The following is a 16,986-nucleotide window of genomic DNA, read 5'->3' as shown; positions in this document are numbered from 1 at the left end:
GCGTTACGCCGCTCCGCGGGCCGCCGACGCTCAGCCCGCGCTCTGCTCCTCCGTGAGGATGCGGTCGAGCACCGCGTCGAGGGACGTGTCGAAACCCTCGAGGGAGCGTTCCTGCCCGAGTGGCACAAGCCTGTCCGTCCGGTCGAGAAACGCGACGAGCGGCGCGGCCCCGGACCGGAACAGCGCGTGATCGCCGCCGACCTGAAGCCGGATCAGCACCTCGCCGAACGCCTCCGGGTCGGACGGAGCGATGTGCACATCGCCGTCACCACAGGGCCTGCCCACCCCGTCGACGAGCAGTTCCCGCCCGAACGCCCAGGTCACGGGCGCGTCGCCGGGCAAGTGGAAGGTCAACCGCACGGCGTACGGATCACAGGTCTCGTATCGCAGCTCGACAGGAATGCGGAAGGACAGCTCCTCGGACACGAGGAAGCTCATCATGACCTCTGCCTGCACCGACTCACGCATCGCCTACCCCGTCGTTTACCGTCGACTGGCCAGGATTCGTCCCACCTGACACTGCTGAAATATTGCTCAACGTGCATGCCGCATTACAAGGAGTGAGTTTTCAGATACTGATAGAGATGGCGAGTGTTCCTAGCAGCCGGCCGACCTCGTTCTGCAGCTGCCGTGCCACGGGCATCAGCCGGTCGCCCTGATGGGACGGGAGGGAGAAGGCCACCACCGCGGCCGAACTGCCCACGGTGACCGGGATCGCGGCGCAGACCGTGCCCAGCGCGTACTCCTGCCGCTCGATCACCGGTTCCATCCGGCCCGTCCGTTCCAGACGCCGCAGCAGCCGGTCCTCGTCACGCACCGTGTACGGGGTGAGCGCCCGCACGGGGTAGCGGTCGAGGTGGTCACGCCGGGACTTGTCGTCCAGCTGGGCCAGCAGGCACTGGCCGACCGCGTGGGCGTGCCCGGTCTCGCGGAAGTCGGCCCACTCCTCGACCGCCGGGTTCGCCGAGGTGTCGGCGACACACATGACCTCGATCTCACCATCGCGGTAGACCGCGTAGTACACGGGTGCGCCGATCGCGTCGCGCCAGTGCGCGAGGGTGTCCCTCACTGTGCTGCGACGTTTCTGCCGGGCTCCGCTGCTGCTCAGCCGCTCGGCGGCCTCGCCCAGGAAGAACAGCCCTCTGTCACGGCGCAGATAGCCCTCGTGGACCAGGGTGCGCAGCAGGTGGTAGGCGGTCGGCAACGCCAGCCCCGCCTCCCGGGCGAGCTGCTTGGCGGGGGCGCCCTGCTCACGCGAGGCGACGGCCTCCAGCAGACGCATCGCGCGCTGGACCGAGCCGATCAACGTGGTGGTGTGGGAGTCCAGGGGAGCGGCTTCCGGTTCAGCGGAAAGGGCGCGGGCCTGCCGCGCCGTCCCCGTGGCCGGTCGGAGTGGACCGCCAGTCGCCGCCGGCCCGGTGCGCCCTTCCACCGGCGCGGTGCGCCGGGCGGGTTCCTCCGCTGTCGGGTTCCGGGGCTGCGCCGACCCTCTGGGCGAAGCCGACGGGCTGTGCGAGAGGGACGGCTCCCCCGGCGAGGTACGCGGCTGGGCCGGCGGAACGCGTGCCGCCGCGGGCGTACCCGGTCGCCGGAAGGGTGGAGCGACGGATGGTGCGGGTGCGGTGTCAACCGTGGCCAAGGGGCACTCCGAAGAGCGAGGAGGACCGCCCGTGCGGGGAGTCACGGGAGGGCTGTGCGCTGCCCGCGGGGTCGGCCCCGCGTCGAGTTCCGGACTCTAACGGGCCGTCACCGCTCATACGCGGCCTCACCGGAAACTTCCCCCTGCCGAGGGAACCTTGGGTTCCCTTTCCCCTTTCGCCGTTACCTGTCGCTCGCCCTCCGGCGCCTCACCAGTCGCTGCGCGAGGAGGAACCCGACATGAACTTCCGCACGATGAAGATGAGCCCGCCGACCAGCGCGACGAAGACGAGCAGCTTGAAGAGCAGGCCGATGACGAACCCGACGACGCTCGCTATCAGGCCGCCGAACACCACGAGGGCGATGACCGGCACCGCGACCCACTTCACCCACCACGGCATACCGCTGAAGATCTCCTGCATCGCCCTGTCCTTACCTCTCCTCGCCCGTGGCCCCGACACCGGGACACTGATTCCGGGTTCTCTGATGTCTCGCACCCGATGCTAGGCCGGGGAGGGGGCCGTACGGTGACCTCGCATCCCTTGTCCTCCCCTGACCGTCCCCCTAGGGAACCCTGAGACGCGGGGTCAGCTCTCGGGCGGAGAGAACACCACCAGGACCCGCAGATCCTCGGTGATGTGGTGGAACTTGTGGGCGACCCCGGCGGGAACGTAGACGACGCTGCCCCGGGCCACCTGAGTGGTCTCCAGGCCGACGGTGATCGACGCCCGCCCGCTGACGATGAAGTACACCTCGTCCTGGGCATGCGGTTTCTGCGGATCGAGGGCGCCCGCGTCGAGCGCGTACAGCCCGACCGACATGTTCCGTTCACGCAGAAACTGCAGGTAGGCACCGTCGTTGGCGGCGCGTTCCGCCTCCAGTTCATCCAGCCGGAATGCCTTCATCGCCCTCGTCCGCTCTTGTGCGTCGCAGGCTGTTTCCACAGCCTCTTCTGGCCAGTCGATCTCTCTGCCACGATCAGACACATGAAGAATTTCGTAGTCAAGACGCTCGCCAACGCGGGGGCCCTGGCCGTCGCCGTCTGGCTGCTCGACAAGATCACCCTGACGGGCGACAGCACGGGCAAGAAGATAGGCACGCTCCTCATCGTCGCACTGGTCTTCGGACTGGTGAACTTCCTGGTCAAGCCGGTCGTGAAGGTGCTGACCTTTCCCCTCTTCATCCTCACCCTCGGCCTGATCACCCTTGTGGTGAACGCCTTGATGCTGCTGCTCACCTCGTGGGTCGCCGACAAGATCGACCTGAGCTTCCACGTGGAGGGCTTCTGGACCGCCGTCCTGGGCGGCCTGATCATCTCCGTCGTCTCCTGGGCGCTCAACGTCGTGCTGCCCGACGGCGACTGAAAAGACTGAGAGAGCCTCATGACCTACCGCGTCTGCTTCGTCTGCACCGGCAACATCTGCCGCTCGCCGATGGCCGAGGCCGTCTTCCGTGCCCACGTGGAGCGAGCCGGACTGGACGAGCTCGTCGAGGTCGACAGCGCGGGCACGGGCGGCTGGCACGAGGGCGACGGAGCCGACGAGCGCACCGTCGCCGTGCTGGAGGCGGGCGGCTACGAGAGCGACCACGCGGCCCGGCAGTTCCAAGCTTCGTGGTTCTCCCGTCTCGATCTCGTCATCGCCCTCGACACAGGCCATCTCAAGGCCCTGCGACGTCTCGCGAACAGTGCCGAGGACGCCGGGAAGGTCCGGCTGCTGCGCTCGTACGACCCCACCGCGGGCGACGACCTGGACGTCCCTGATCCGTACTACGGACACATGGGCGGCTTCGAGGAATGTCTTGAGATGGTGGAGGCGGCGAGCCCCGGGCTGCTCGCCGCGGTACGAGAGCAAATGGAGGGACGAGCGGCATGACGTCAGAGGATTTCGTCACGGCGAACGACGAGGGCACCGGCCCCGCGGGAGAGCGCCCGGGCACGGGGGCGGAGGTGCTGGGCGACGGCACACGGGCGGTACGCGCCGGGCTGCCCGAGCCCGTCAAGTACGAGCCGACCCTTCCCGGCCCGGTCTTCGCCGCGCACTTCCATCTGCCGGGTGAGCCCACCGGTCCTTACACCTACGGCCGCGACGAGAACCCGACCTGGACGCTTCTGGAGCGCGCCATCGGCGAGCTGGAGGCACCCGGGCAGGAGTCCGCCGAAACGCTCTCCTTCCCCTCCGGCATGGCCGCCATCTCCGCGGTGCTCTTCTCGCAGCTGCGGGCCGGCGACGTCGTCGTCCTGCCCGACGACGGCTACCAGGTGCTGCCGCTGGTGCGCGAGCAACTGACCGCGTTCGGCGTCGAGGTGCGCACCGCCCCCACCGCCGGCGATGCCCAGCTCGAGGTCCTGGACGGCGCGAAGCTGCTGTGGATCGAGACGCCGTCCAACCCGGGTCTCGACGTCTGCGACCTGCGACGCCTCGTCGCCGCCGCGCACGCGCAGGGCACGCTCGTCGCCGTGGACAACACTCTGGCCACCCCGCTCGGACAGCGCCCGCTGGAGCTGGGCGCCGACTTCTCCGTGGCCAGCGGCACCAAGATGCTCACCGGGCACGGCGACATCCTCCTCGGGTACGTCACCGGCAGGGACGCCGGTCTGATGGCTCCCGTACGACGCTGGCGCAAGGTCGTCGGAGCCATCCCCGGGCCCATGGAGGCATGGCTGGCCCACCGCTCGCTCGCCACGCTCCAGCTGAGGGCCGACCGGCAGACCGCCACCGCGAGGACGATCGCCGAAGTCCTGCGGGACCGTCCGGAGGTGACGGGGCTGCGCTACCCGGGACTGCCCGACGACCCCTCGTACAAGATCGCCTCGCAGCAGATGCGTCGCTTCGGATGCGTGGTCTCCTTCACGCTGCCCTCGCGCGAGCGTGCGGAGCGCTTCCTGGACGCGCTGCGCCTGGTGGACGACGCCACCAGCTTCGGCGGGGTGCGGTCCACGGCCGAGCGGCGCGGCCGGTGGGGCGGCGACGCCGTCCCGGAGGGCTTCATCCGCTTCTCCGCCGGCGCCGAGGATCCCGAGGACCTGGTGGCGGACATCCTGCGGGCCCTCGACGCGTCCGCGGAGTAGGGCGTCCGTCGCGGCGGGATCGGTACCCCACTACGTACAACGGACGGTCCGAGCCTCCCCCCTCGCGGCTCGGACCGTCCCGGTTCTGCGCGCGAAGAACCGCGCGAACAAGGCTAGTTGACTCTGTGTCAGTGTCCAATCACAGTAGCGACAGAGACCTATCGACTTATTTATAGTTGGGCTCGCGCGGGGTGCTGAAAGGGAGGGGCACGCACCATGGACCTGGCCTTGTTGCGCACGTTCGTGACCGTGCACCGGGCCGGTTCCTTCACTCGTGCCGCCGCACTGCTCGGCCTGTCCCAGCCGGCCGTCACATCGCAGATCCGCACGCTGGAGCGCCAGTTGGGGCGGCCCCTGTTCCTGCGCCAGGCACGTGGGGTGACGCCCACGACCATCGGCGACGAACTCGCCCACAAGGCAGCGCCGCATCTCGATGCCCTCGTGGAGATCACCGAGACCGGCCTCGACGAGGACTCGTCCCTTCGCACGCTGCATCTCGCCGGACCCCCCGAGTTCACCGCGGAACGCGCGCTGCCCGCTCTCACCGAACTGACCGGTGACGACGGCCAGGGCTTCGCCCTGCGCGTCTCCTTCGGCAATGCGGAGGAGACGATGGAGGGGCTCGCCGCCGGACATCACGATCTGGCCATGACGACGGCCCAGCCACGGGGTGCGCTTCTCACCGCGACTCCGCTCTGCGACGAAGAGCATGTCCTGGTCGCCGCTCCGCGCTGGGCCGCCGAGATCGGTCCGGGCAAACTCCGCCGTAAGGGCGCCCACGCTCTCGAGGACTTCCCCGTCGTCGAGGTCCACGAGTCGCTGCCGCTCGTCGCCCGCTACTGGGCCTCGGTCTTCGACTGCCGCCCCGCCGCCTCCGGCACGGTGATCGTCCCGGATCTACGGGCGGTCCTCGCCTGCGCCTCCGCCGGTGCGGGGCTCGCCGTCCTGCCCAAATATCTTTGCTCCGACGCCATCGAGCGCGGAGACGTCGTGGCGCTCCTCGACCCCGCGGTGCCCCCGCTGCGTACGTACTTCCTGGTCGTACGGACCGGAACTCTGGCGATGCCGCACATCGCCAGAGCGCACGAGTGGCTGCTGCGGGCGGCCTCCGACTGGAGCTGAGGCGGGCACGGACGGGAGCCGGGACCCACGTCAGATCCGCCTGCTGCCGAGGACCACGGCACAGCGGATCGAACGACGGCCGTCACCCCGGTTCCCCGGCGTCCAGGACATTCTTCGGTGCTTTCACGCGGAATCGCGGCCGCACGATGTTTCACGTGGAACCAGCCGGGCCACATTTCTCCCATGACCGTCCGACCCGTGGTCAAGCGCACCGCACGTGCCGTCCTGCTCGACGGTGACGACCTGATCTTGATCAAGCGCACCAAGCCCGGCGTCGATCCCTACTGGCTCACACCAGGTGGCGGGGTCGAACCGGAGGACACGACTGTCGTCGAGGCACTCCATCGTGAGGTGCACGAGGAACTCGGCGCCAAGATCGTCGATGTGGTGCCCTGTTTCGTCGACACAGTCGAGCACATCGGCGACGACGGTGGTGCGACCGGTGTGAAGGTCCAGCATTTCTTCGTCTGCCGACTGGAGTCCATGGACCCGTCGCTGCGGCACGGTCCCGAGGTGGACGAGCCCTGCGGCGAGTACGAGATCGTCCGCGTCCCGTTCACCCGGGTTGGAATCGCCTCCGTCCACCTCGTACCACTGTCGCTGAGGCACTATCTCGACGGAAACATCGAGGGCGTACGCGCCATGCACGCACCCGACCTGAGCTGACCCGGGAGGCACCGGCGCGGGCCGGCCGCCCACGGTTACCCGGTACGGCAGACCAGTTGATAGGCGGCACCCAGGTCCCGTCCCACGTAGGAATGCGTGGCGAGACCGCGCAGATGCCGGTTCGCGTTGACCGCGACGGACACCGGTACGACGCCGAAGAGATCCTTGTCCGAGCCTGAGTCGCCATACGCGACGCAGTCGGCTCGGCTCACCCCGAACTCCGCACAGAGCAGGTCTGCGATCTGTACCTTTGCCGCGGCACTGAGAACTCCCGTCGGGTCCAACGGCTCCACGAACGGCACGGCCGGAAAACGCGAGCCGTGAGCCGCGTGCGCTCCCCACGACAGCAGGCGCTCCACAAAGAAGGAGGGCGACAGCGAGACGACGGCGCAGTAGTCGCCGTTCCGCCGGATCTCCCTCCAGACGTCCTCGATCCCTGACATCCATGGCGCACCGTCGAAAGCCGCCGTCACATGCGCCTCGGTGAGATCCGTCCACAGAGCATGCACCTGCGCCGCATACTCCGGAGGACCTATGCGGCCCTCGGAGATGGCCGTTTCGAGCACGATGGTCTCGGCTTCCAGGCCGAGTTGCCGGGAGATCTCCAACGGCGCGGTGCTGCCGTGGAGCAGCGTCCCGTCGAGGTCGAAGAGATGAAGTCTCGCCATGTCGGTCGAGGCTACTGGGACAACCGGCCTTCAGGGGCGGGGGTTTCACGTGAAACCCCCGGTCACGCACCGCTGTGATGCGGAACATGGCCAAAAGACGGTAGGAGTGCCGGGAAAGCGGTGGACGGCAGAGCCCCGCCTCGGACAGCCTGACCTGCGTGTCGACTCATTCCCTCACCGCTCTGCCCATTCGCCGTCTGACGCCCCGCGACCTCGTCGCCTGCGCCGACCTGTCCGAGGACCGGGGCTGGCCCCGTGAGGAGCACAAGTGGGGTCTGCTGCTCGCCGGAGGGACCGGTTACGGCATCGACGACCCTGCCGGCGGTCTCGTCACCGCGTGCGTGGTGACGGACTACGGACCGCGCGAGCGTCCAGAACTGGCCGCGATCGGCATGGTCCTGGTCGCCGAGCGATACGCGCGCCAGGGTGTCGGCCGACGTCTGATGCGGCACGTCGTCGACGAGATGGGTACGACCCCGCTGGCCTTGCACGCCACCGAGTACGGGCGCCCGCTCTACGAGGAGCTGGGGTTCAAGGTCACCGGCCGGGCTGAGATGGTCTCTGGAGTCTTCACGCCCGACGGCTCCGAGTCCGAGGTCTTCACCCGCCCGGCCACGGCGGAGGATCTCGCCCCCGTCCTGCGGCTGGACGAGGAGGTCTTCGGCAGCGACCGCACCCACATGATCACGCGGCTGCCCGCCTTCGCCGACCAGCTGCGCGTGGCCGAGGAGAACGGCCGGATCGTCGGCTATGCGGCTGCCTGGCCCAACATGACCACCCACGTCGTGGGCCCCCTGATCGCCCGGGACACGAAGACCGCGAAGGCGCTCGTCTCCTCGCTCGCCGCCCACACCGACCGTCCTCTGCGCACCGACATCGACACGCGGCACGAGGACCTGCTGAGCTGGCTGAAGGAACGGGGGCTGGCCTCCGTCGGCTTCAACGCGGTCATGACGCACAAGATCCCGGAACTGCCCGGTGACTGGACCCGCCGCTTCGCGCCGCTGACCGTGGCCGCCGGCTAGAGATCCGAAAGGTGCCGGAACCTTAGGCGAGAGATCCGAGGGTTCAGGAAACACCGAGTGCCGGTCCCCCCGTACATAGGGGGACCGGCACATCCGGAGGGCCGTCCGGCGGACGCTTGCCTCGGCCGGTGGGGTCAGACGAGGGATTCGACAGCGGCGACGGCGAAGCCGTGGTCCTGGTCGGGCATACCGCCGCCGACCCCGATCGCGCCGATCAGACGGCCGTCTCGGCGGACCGGAACGCCGCCCGCGATGAACAGCAGGGGACGGTCCAGCGCGGTGGGCAGGGTGTGGAAGAGACCGCCGGGCTGCACCGCGTCGACGAGATCGGCGGTGGCCGAGTCGAGCTGGAGTGCCGTGTAGGCCTTGCGTGTGCTGGTCTCTCCCGAGATCAGCACGGCCTGGTCGTCGCGCCGGAAGGCGAGCAGGTGGCCGCCCGCGTCGAGAACGGTGGCGCTGATCCGGACACCGGCGGCTTCGGCGGCGCGTCGGGCCGCGGCCACGAGGACCTCAGCGTCCTCGATGGTCAGGGGGGCGACGGCGGTGGTGGTGGTGCTCATCAGGGTCTCTCCTTGTGGGGGGTTCTGTGTCGAGTCGGGTGCGTGCTGGATCGAGTCGCCGCGGGAACAGCCCTGGTCCCGCGACGGCCCGGTCGGTCAGTGATGGACGGCGGTCCGCGGTTCGGCGGGGACGCCTCCGGCGACCACGACGCCGGGGCGGGACGTGCGGCGTTCCAGAGCGGCCGAGAGGACGGCCAGGACGAGCGCGCCAGCGGCGAGAACCGCGCCGACCCAGTTGGGGGCGGTGTAGCCGAGGCCCGCGGCGATGACGACGCCGCCGAGCCAGGCCGCGAGGGCATTGCCGAGGTTGAAGGCGCCGATGTTCACGGCCGAGGCCAGAGTGGGGGCGCCGTGCGCCTGGTCGAGAACGCGCTTCTGGAGAGGGGGCACGGTCGCGAAGCCCAGAGCGCCGATGAGAGCGATCGTGACGGCCGCCAGGATCTTGTTGTGCGCGGTGACGGTGAAGAGGGCGAGCACGATCGCGAGGCCGCCCAGAGAGGTGTACAGCATCGGCATCAGCGCGCGGTCGGCGAGCCTGCCGCCGATCAGGTTCCCGCCGACCATGCCGAGGCCGAAGAGGACCAGCAGCCAGGTGACCGATCCGTCGGCGAAGCCGGCGACGTGCGTCATCATCGGCGCGATGTAGGTGACGGCCGCGAAGACGCCGCCGAATCCGAGCACGGTCATCGCCATCGCCAGCAGGACCTGGACGTTCTTGAAGGCGGCCAGCTCATGGCGCAGACGCACGCCCTCGGGCTTCGGCATCTCCGGGACCAGCTTGGCGATGCCCAGCAGTCCGATGACGCCGAGCGCGGCGACTCCCGCGAAGGTGACGCGCCAGCCGGCGGACTGCCCGATCAGCGTGCCCAGGGGGACGCCGACGACATTGGCGATCGTGAGCCCGCTGAACATCATCGCGATGGCGCCGGCCTTCTTCTCGGGTGCGACCAGTTCGGCGGCGGCCACCGACCCGATGCCGAAGAAGGCACCGTGCGCGAGGGAGGCGACCACCCGGCCCGCGAACATCAGCCAGAAGGCCGGGGCCGCGGCGGAGATCAGATTGCCGAGGACGAACAGCCCCATGAGCACCATGAGCATCCGCTTGCGGGACACCTTCGTGCCGAGCGCGGTCATGATCGGCGCGCCGATGACCACCCCCAGGGCATAGCCGGTCACCAGCAGTCCGGCCGTCGGGATGGAGACCCCGAAGTCTCTGGCGACCTCGGGCAGGACGCCCATGATCACGAACTCGGTCGTTCCGATTCCGAAGGCCCCGATCGCGAGGGCCAGAAGCGCGAGAGGCATGGTGGGTACACCTTCCAGAAGATTGCATGAGCGCTTTGCCTGCGTTCACAATAGTTGCAGACGCGGGCTATGTGCAACAGCGGACTATTGCGCCTGTGCTCTATCCTGGTTTCAGCCGCTCCGGGACGGAGGAAACGCCATGACAGCCACGGACCCCGCGCTCACCGCCCTCTCTCAGGGATGGTGCGCACTCTCCCTGCTGCACGGGAGGATCGAGGCCCACATCGAGCGAGCTCTGCAGGCCGGGCACGGTCTCAGCGTGCGCGAGTACTCCCTGCTCGACGTGCTCAGCCGACAGCACGACGGCGTGGGCGGCCATCTCCAGATGAAGCAGGTCGCGGACGCGGTCGTACTCAGCCAGAGCGCCACCACACGGCTGGTCACCCGCCTCGAGGACCGCGGGCTGCTCGCCCGCTACCTCTGCCCGACCGACCGGCGCGGCATCTACACGAATGTCAGCGACGCGGGACTGAAGCTCCTCGCCGAGGCGCGGCCCACCAATGACGCCGCCCTGCGCGAGGCCCTCGACGACGCGGCCGGGAACCCCGGCCTGGCCCCCCTGGTCCGGGTCGTGGAGTCGGCGAGCGCGCCCGCGCACCCCGTGCCTTCCATGGGTGTGCCCTCGTAGGCTGCGCTCATGGCAGATCTTGAGATACGAGCCGCGGACGCCGATGACGTGCCCGCGATCGTCGCGATGCTGGCCGACGACCCGCTGGGTGCCCGACGGGAATCCCCCGACGACCTGAGCCCGTACCTGGACGCCCTGGAGCGTCTGCGCCGGGACCCGAACCAACACCTGGTCGTCGCCGTCCGCGACGGCCGTGTCGTCGGCACCCTGCAGCTCACCGTGATTCCCGGGCTGTCCCGCAGAGGGGCCACGCGCTCGGTCATCGAGGCCGTACGCATCCACGCCGACGAGCGCGGCGGCGGTCTGGGGACGGAGCTCATCGAGTGGGCGGTCGCGGAATCCCGCCGCCAGGACTGCCGATTGGTCCAGCTGACATCCGACGCCTCCCGTACCGACGCCCACCGCTTCTACGAGCGGCTCGGCTTCGAGGCTTCACACGTCGGCTTCAAGCTCCCGCTCTGAGACACGGCCGACGACCGCCCGCCGGCCACGTTGTTGACGGCTGCTCCTCACCGCTGCGAGGCGGTCTGTTTCACGTGAAACAGACCGCCTCGCAGCGGTGACACCTACTGAATTCCTCGCCAGCCTTCCGGGTCCACTCCACCGGGCACCGGAGCGTCCTCGTCGTACGGCTGCCGCGTGAACACGAACGAGCCGAGGTCCAGATGGCTCACTGAGCCGTCGGGCCGTCGTACGGGCCGCAGAAGCTCGCCCGCGTAGTAGCCGTCGAGTCCTGTCCACGTCCCGTCGCCGTTCGCCCGGAAGCGGGCACCCCGGCCGACACCCGAGAGCGGGCCCAGCACCAGCCCTCCGTCGGCAGGCAGCCGCAGTCCGAATGCCTGAGTCCCCCAGTACCACTGACCCGCCAACTCCAAGGCACTCTGGTCCACTTCGGTCATCGGGTACCAGGGTTCGGGGATTCGCGGCTCCGCCTCGGCGACGATCCGCACCAGATCGGCGGCCACGGTGAACACGGGTGGCCCCGAGGTGCAGTTGGCCAGTACCACCGCCGCCACGTCGTCCTCGACGCCGATCACCAGCCCGGCGAGGAAACCCGGCAGGGAACCGGAATGCCCGACGAGGGTCCGGCCGTCACGGTGCAGGATCTGCAGGGCAAGCCCGTACGACGATCCCGCCGCCAGCTCCGCGGTCTCGGGCGGAGCGGCAGGCGCGCGCATCTCCCTGACGGACTCCGCGCTCAGCACCCGATCGTCACCATGGGCGAGAAAGACGGCGAAGCGGGCCAAGTCCCCTGTGGTGGACCACAATTGTCCGGCCGGAGCCATCCGCCCGAGATCCTCGGCCGGTTCGGGCATCATGGCGTCCGCCCAGGGGTGGACCGCCCATCCCCCCGCGTGCGGCGCCTGCGGGCGAGCGCTCGTACGGTGCAGGCCGAGCGGTTCGAGAATCTCGCGGCGCAGCACTTCTTCCCAGGGTGCGCCGCGCAGTTCCTCGACCAGCGCCCCGAGCAGCGTGTAGCCGGGGTTCGAGTAGTGGTGCCGACGTCCGACCGGATGCCGGAAGGGCTGCCGGCCCAGCACGTCGGCCAGTTCGGGACGCAGGGAGCCGGAGGTGCGCTCCCACCACGGCGCGGGCGACTCTGCGGCCAACCCTCCGGTGTGGGCGAGCAGTTGGGAGATGGTGACCTCCCCCGCACCGGTGCCCGGCACATGCTTCTCCAGCGGGTCACCGAGGTCCAGGACACCCTCGTCGCGCAGCCGCAGCACCAGAACGGCGGTGAAGGTCTTGGTGATGGAGCCGATCCGGTACTGCACGTTCTCGTCCGGGCCATGACCGGCCACCGAGGTCCGCGCCCCGTGCCATACCGCCTTCCCGCCCCGGACCACGGAAGCGACGAGTGACGGAGCCCGTCCCTCGCTCTGCGCGACGGCAATGCGGTGCAGCAGGGCCCGGCGCGTACCGGGGAGCAGATCATCGTGGGATGTCGTCATGACACCAGTCCACCCGCCGCAGCGCCGAACGTCGAGCGGATTGAACCGAAGCTGCCCCGCGGGGCGTGTAGAGTCTCGCCGCTCGTGACATGTCGATCTTGCGTGACCTGGGCGTTCTTGGCCGTCTCACGGCCTTGTCGCCCATGATCAGTCTCAAATCCGTGGCATTTCCTCGCGAGGGCGAGGTCGAGATCAGGCGGCTTGCCCGAGTCGGCCGAGTACACCACGCTGAGCCCCAAGCACGAGGACTACCGGCGAGCCAGATCGCGCATCGATGAGTTTCCCGCGCCGCGCTGGTCTATACGCCGGACACCCACGGACGGAAGGCTGGGCCATGCGGAAACTGATCTACGGCATGAACCTGACCCTGGACGGCTACATCGCCACGGCCGGCGACGACATCGGCTGGAGCGGACTGCCGAGCGACGAGCTGTTCCAGTGGTGGCTCGACCACGAGCAGGCGAGCGGCCTGTCGCTGTACGGGCGCAAGCTGTGGGAGACGATGAGCTCCTACTGGCCGACCGGCGACCAGCAGCCCAACGCAACCCCGGCGCAGATCGAGTTCGCGCGGAACTGGCGGGACACGCCGAAGGTGGTGTTCTCCTCGACGATCGACAAGGTCGACTGGAACACCCGCCTGTTCACCGGCGACGCGATCGCCGAGATCACCCGGCTCAAGGCCGAGGGCGGCGGCCCAATGAACATCGGCGGCGCAACGCTCGCCGGGGCGGCCATGCGCGCCGGGCTGATCGACGAGTACGTGATCGCCGCCCATCCGGTCCTGGTGGGCGGCGGCACGCCGTTCTTCACCGCGCTGGACAGCTGGGTGAACCTGAACCTGGTGGAGACGCGGACGTCTCCCGGCGGCGTGGTCCTGACCAGGTACGAGACGAAGCGCTGAGCAGCAGCACCCACGCGCTGGTCTCACGGTGATGTCGTATACGGCATCGGTACGACACGGCCCGTGAGATTACGACATCAGCCGCGAGACCCTACAGGGCGCCCGATCAGGTCTGTGCCATGTCCACGAAGCGCGAGTAGTGACCCTGGAAGGCCACCGTGATCGTCGCCGTCGGGCCGTTACGGTGCTTGCCGACGATGATGTCGGCCTCGCCGGCGCGGGGGGACTCCTTCTCGTACGCGTCCTCGCGGTGGAGCAGGATGACCATGTCCGCGTCCTGCTCGATCGACCCGGACTCACGCAGGTCGGAGACCATGGGCTTCTTGTCCGTACGCTGCTCGGGTCCACGGTTGAGCTGCGACAGCGCGATGACCGGGAGTTCCAGCTCCTTGGCCAGCAGCTTCAGGTTTCGCGACATGTCGGAGACCTCCTGCTGGCGGCTCTCGGAACGCTTGCCGCCGGACTGCATCAGCTGGAGGTAGTCGATGATCACGAGCTTGAGGTCGGCGCGCTGCTTGAGACGGCGGCACTTGGCGCGGATCTCCATCATCGACAGGTTCGGGGAGTCGTCGATGTACAGGGGGGCGGCCGAGACGTCCGGCATACGGCGGGCGAGCCGGGTCCAGTCCTCGTCCGTCATGGTGCCGGACCGCATGTGATGCAGGGCCACGCGCGCCTCGGCGGACAGCAGGCGCATCGCGATCTCGTTGCGGCCCATTTCGAGCGAGAAGATCACGCTCGGCATGTTGTGCTTGATCGAGCAGGCTCGCGCGAAGTCCAGGGCCAGCGTCGACTTACCCATGGCGGGTCGGGCCGCGATGATGATCATCTGGCCGGGATGCAGACCGTTGGTCAGCGAGTCGAGGTCGGTGAAGCCGGTCGGTACACCGGTCATCTCCCCCGAACGTGATCCGATCGCCTCGATCTCGTCGAGCGCGCCCTCCATGATGTCGCCGAGCGGCAGATAGTCCTCGGTGGTGCGCTGCTCGGTGACCGCGTAGATCTCGGCCTGGGCGCTGTTGACGATCTCGTCGACGTCGCCGTCGGCCGCGTACCCCATCTGAGTGATCCGCGTGCCGGCCTCGACCAGGCGGCGCAGGACCGCGCGCTCGTGCACGATCTCCGCGTAGTACTCGGCGTTCGCGGCGGTCGGGACCGTCTGGACCAGCGTGTGCAGATACGGCGCGCCGCCGACCTTGGTGATCTCGCCGCGCTTGGTGAGCTCGGCCGCGACCGTGATGGGGTCGGCCGGCTCACCCTTCGCGTACAGGTCGAGGATCGCTCCGTAGATCGTCTCGTGCGCCGGCCGGTAGAAGTCGTGCCCCTTGAGCACCTCGACGACGTCGGCGATGGCGTCCTTCGACAGGAGCATGCCACCGAGGACGGACTGCTCGGCGTCGAGGTCCTGCGGCGGCACCCGCTCGAAGGCCGAACCGCCGCTCTCCCAGGACCCGTTGTCCCGGTCGTGCTGCTCGTCGCGGCCTCGGCCGCCGTTCCCGCGCCGACGGGACGGGGGCAGACGATCACTGGGCCCGCTGTCCGCCCAGGGGTCGTCCAAGGGCTCGGAAATAGTCACCGAGCCACCTCCTCCCGTCCGCAGAGCGGACCTAGCAGCGCCTTCAATTTCTACGGCACGGCACTGACAAGTGAGCGGCCCGACTCCGGATCTCGCGCGTCGGTTTTGCGTGCTTTCCGAGGGCAGAGAGGAGAAGGGGCGCCGCACCACGTTAGGCCCGCGGGCACCGTCAGCCAATCTGGTTATCCACAGGCCATGTGGACGACGGCCCCGATGCTGTGGAGAACTCCGCGAAACCTGTGCACGACCCGGTGGACAGCCCTGTGAACAAGCCCTCAAGCCTTCGCAAGAACACGCCCTGACCTGGCATTTTCCCATCCACCGGCTGTGCAGAAGAAAAACTTCCCCATCAGGATCAAGATCGCCTCGAACAGTGCGCCAGAACACACCCCGCACGCCCCACGGTAAGGGTCTTTCACCTTTTGCATCTCTTACCTGTGGAAGATTAGATTGATGCCCATGACACAGGCTCCCGCGGCGCCCAAGGCCGCCCGACGCCGGCACGACCGAGAGATCGTCGCACTGGCCGTTCCCGCATTCGGCGCACTCGTTGCCGAGCCTCTCTTCGTGCTGGCCGACAGTGCCATCGTCGGCCATCTCGGCACCGCGCAGCTGGCGGGACTCGGCGTCGCCTCGGCCCTCCTCATGACAGCCGTCGGAGTCTTCGTCTTCCTCGCCTATGCCACGACCGCCGCGGTCGCCCGCAGGGTCGGCGCCGGCGATCTTCGGGCCGCGATCCGCCAGGGGATGGACGGCATCTGGCTCGCCCTGCTCATCGGCGTGGCCGTGATCGTCGTCGCCCTGCCCACCGCGCCCTCCCTCATGGAGCTGTTCGGCGCATCCGACTCCGCCGCCCCGTACGCGACGACCTATCTGCGGATCTCGGTGTTCGGCATCCCCGCCATGCTCGTCGTGATGGCCGCCACCGGCATACTGCGCGGACTCCAGGACACGAAGACCCCGCTGTATGTCGCCGTCGGAGGGTTCGTCGCCAACGCGGTCCTCAATACCGTCCTCGTCTACGGCGCCGGCCTCGGCATCGCCGGGTCCGCCTGGGGCACGGTCATCGCCCAGTGCGGCATGGCCGCCGTCTATCTCCACGTCGTCCTCCGCGGAGCGCGCAGACACGGCGCCTCCCTGCGGCCGGACGCCTCCGGCATACGAGCCTGCGCCCAGGCCGGCACCCCCCTGCTCGTCCGGACGCTGTCGCTCCGGGCGATCCTCCTGATCGCCACGGCGGTCGCCGCCCGGCTCGGGGACGCCGACATGGCGGCACACCAGATCATCCTGTCGCTGTGGAGCCTGCTCGCCTTCGCGCTCGACGCCATCGCCATCGCGGGACAGGCCATCATCGGGCGCTATCTCGGTGCGGACGACACCCGTGGTGCCCGTGAGGCATGCCGCCGCATGGTGCAGTGGGGACTCCTCACCGGGCTCGTGCTCGGTCTGCTGGTCATCGCTGCTCGCCCCTTGTTCCTTCCGCTGTTCAGCGGCGACTCCGGTGTGCGGGACGCGGCGCTGCCCGCACTGGTGATGGTGGCCGTCTCCCAGCCGATCTGCGGGATCGTCTTCGTGCTGGACGGAGTGCTGATGGGCGCGGGGGACGGACCGTATCTGGCCCGGGCCATGCTGCTCACCCTGGCGGTGTTCACCCCCGCCGCCCTGCTCGTTCCCGTCCTCGGCGGCGGGCTGACCGCGCTCTGGGGAACGATGACGCTGATGATGACGATGCGGATGCTGACCCTGTGGCTGCGCTCCCGCTCTGGCCGGTGGATCGTCACGGGCGCGACCCGCTGACGTACGCCGGACGTCTCCCTGGGAAGCACACCGGATGTTTCACGGGAAACACGGGCGCCGGTTTCACGTGAAACGACG

Annotated in this window: 19 protein-coding genes; 10 read left to right on the top strand and 9 right to left on the bottom strand. The window is 69.0% G+C overall.

What is annotated here, in order from left to right; translation table 11 throughout:
- Nucleotides 1–30: 30 nt before the first annotated feature.
- The 4 genes from OG780_RS21460 to OG780_RS21445 form a co-directional block, all read right to left on the bottom strand.
- Complete coding sequence (locus tag OG780_RS21460; RefSeq protein WP_326786792.1) at nt 31–468, bottom strand: SsgA family sporulation/cell division regulator; 438 nt, start codon at nt 466–468, stop codon at nt 31–33.
- A gap of 100 nt (nt 469–568) precedes the next feature.
- On the bottom strand, nt 569–1,306 hold the full coding sequence (locus OG780_RS21455; protein WP_443062187.1) for an IclR family transcriptional regulator: 738 nt from the start codon (nt 1,304–1,306) through the stop codon (nt 569–571).
- Between the two features lie 541 nt (nt 1,307–1,847).
- Nucleotides 1,848–2,060 (bottom strand): DUF5326 family protein, encoded by a 213-nt coding sequence (locus tag OG780_RS21450; protein ID WP_326786791.1) that lies wholly within the window; start codon nt 2,058–2,060, stop codon nt 1,848–1,850.
- Between the two features lie 165 nt (nt 2,061–2,225).
- Entirely contained in the window at nt 2,226–2,543 is a 318-nt protein-coding gene (locus OG780_RS21445; protein ID WP_326786790.1) for a cupin domain-containing protein, read from the bottom strand.
- Nucleotides 2,544–2,624: 81 nt separating this feature from the next.
- On the opposite strand from OG780_RS21445, the gene OG780_RS21440 reads away from it, so the two are divergent.
- The 5 genes from OG780_RS21440 to OG780_RS21420 all read left to right on the top strand — a co-directional run bounded on the left by OG780_RS21440 (nt 2,625) and on the right by OG780_RS21420 (nt 6,496).
- Nucleotides 2,625–3,002 carry a phage holin family protein gene (locus OG780_RS21440; RefSeq protein WP_328450554.1) on the top strand — a complete coding sequence of 126 codons (378 nt, stop codon included), beginning with the start codon at nt 2,625–2,627 and terminating at the stop codon, nt 3,000–3,002.
- 18 nt (nt 3,003–3,020) lie between these two features.
- Nucleotides 3,021–3,512 carry a low molecular weight protein-tyrosine-phosphatase gene (locus tag OG780_RS21435; protein ID WP_328450552.1) on the top strand — a complete coding sequence of 164 codons (492 nt, stop codon included), beginning with the start codon at nt 3,021–3,023 and terminating at the stop codon, nt 3,510–3,512.
- A complete protein-coding gene (locus OG780_RS21430; RefSeq protein WP_328450550.1) occupies nt 3,509–4,708 on the top strand; it encodes a cystathionine gamma-lyase in 1,200 nt (399 codons plus the stop codon). Before OG780_RS21435 ends, OG780_RS21430 begins: the two co-directional genes overlap by 4 nt.
- 216 nt (nt 4,709–4,924) lie before the next feature.
- A complete protein-coding gene (locus OG780_RS21425; protein WP_328450548.1) occupies nt 4,925–5,830 on the top strand; it encodes a LysR family transcriptional regulator in 906 nt (301 codons plus the stop codon).
- Nucleotides 5,831–6,013: 183 nt separating this feature from the next.
- Nucleotides 6,014–6,496, top strand: coding sequence for an NUDIX hydrolase (locus tag OG780_RS21420; protein WP_328450546.1), 483 nt, complete (start codon nt 6,014–6,016; stop codon nt 6,494–6,496).
- 35 nt (nt 6,497–6,531) lie between these two features.
- On the opposite strand, the gene OG780_RS21415 is transcribed toward OG780_RS21420, so the two are convergent.
- Complete coding sequence (locus OG780_RS21415; protein WP_328450544.1) at nt 6,532–7,164, bottom strand: HAD family hydrolase; 633 nt, start codon at nt 7,162–7,164, stop codon at nt 6,532–6,534.
- A 158-nt stretch (nt 7,165–7,322) separates the two neighbouring features.
- On the opposite strand from OG780_RS21415, the gene OG780_RS21410 reads away from it, so the two are divergent.
- Nucleotides 7,323–8,189: a GNAT family N-acetyltransferase gene (locus OG780_RS21410; protein WP_328450542.1), complete on the top strand. Its 867-nt coding sequence runs from the start codon at nt 7,323–7,325 to the stop codon at nt 8,187–8,189.
- Nucleotides 8,190–8,323: 134 nt separating this feature from the next.
- On the opposite strand, the gene OG780_RS21405 is transcribed toward OG780_RS21410, so the two are convergent.
- A complete protein-coding gene (locus tag OG780_RS21405; RefSeq protein ID WP_328450540.1) occupies nt 8,324–8,749 on the bottom strand; it encodes a GlcG/HbpS family heme-binding protein in 426 nt (141 codons plus the stop codon).
- Nucleotides 8,750–8,845: 96 nt separating this feature from the next.
- On the bottom strand, nt 8,846–10,054 hold the full coding sequence (locus OG780_RS21400) for an MFS transporter (protein WP_328450538.1): 1,209 nt from the start codon (nt 10,052–10,054) through the stop codon (nt 8,846–8,848).
- Between the two features lie 139 nt (nt 10,055–10,193).
- Between OG780_RS21400 and OG780_RS21395 the strand changes: the two genes are divergently transcribed.
- Nucleotides 10,194–10,682, top strand: a complete 489-nt coding sequence (locus OG780_RS21395) for a MarR family winged helix-turn-helix transcriptional regulator (protein WP_328450536.1) — start codon at nt 10,194–10,196, stop codon at nt 10,680–10,682.
- Between the two features lie 9 nt (nt 10,683–10,691).
- A complete protein-coding gene (locus tag OG780_RS21390) occupies nt 10,692–11,144 on the top strand; it encodes a GNAT family N-acetyltransferase (RefSeq protein ID WP_328450534.1) in 453 nt (150 codons plus the stop codon).
- A gap of 104 nt (nt 11,145–11,248) precedes the next feature.
- Here OG780_RS21390 and OG780_RS21385 read toward each other — a convergent pair whose 3' ends face one another.
- Nucleotides 11,249–12,634 carry a serine hydrolase domain-containing protein gene (locus OG780_RS21385; protein WP_328450532.1) on the bottom strand — a complete coding sequence of 462 codons (1,386 nt, stop codon included), beginning with the start codon at nt 12,632–12,634 and terminating at the stop codon, nt 11,249–11,251.
- A 334-nt stretch (nt 12,635–12,968) separates the two neighbouring features.
- On the opposite strand from OG780_RS21385, the gene OG780_RS21380 reads away from it, so the two are divergent.
- Nucleotides 12,969–13,535 (top strand): dihydrofolate reductase family protein, encoded by a 567-nt coding sequence (locus OG780_RS21380; RefSeq protein ID WP_328450530.1) that lies wholly within the window; start codon nt 12,969–12,971, stop codon nt 13,533–13,535.
- A gap of 106 nt (nt 13,536–13,641) precedes the next feature.
- On the opposite strand, the gene dnaB is transcribed toward OG780_RS21380, so the two are convergent.
- Nucleotides 13,642–15,111, bottom strand: coding sequence for a replicative DNA helicase (dnaB, locus tag OG780_RS21375; RefSeq protein ID WP_328450528.1), 1,470 nt, complete (start codon nt 15,109–15,111; stop codon nt 13,642–13,644).
- Between the two features lie 459 nt (nt 15,112–15,570).
- Between dnaB and OG780_RS21370 the strand changes: the two genes are divergently transcribed.
- Nucleotides 15,571–16,908, top strand: coding sequence for an MATE family efflux transporter (locus OG780_RS21370; RefSeq protein ID WP_328450527.1), 1,338 nt, complete (start codon nt 15,571–15,573; stop codon nt 16,906–16,908).
- Nucleotides 16,909–16,986: the final 78 nt, after the last annotated feature.

Origin of the sequence: Streptomyces sp. NBC_00386, assembly GCF_036063235.1 — a bacterium.
Lineage (GTDB): Bacteria > Actinomycetota > Actinomycetes > Streptomycetales > Streptomycetaceae > Streptomyces.
Note: the sequence above shows the minus strand (reverse complement) of the source record. Positions and strands in the feature narration are given on the sequence as shown.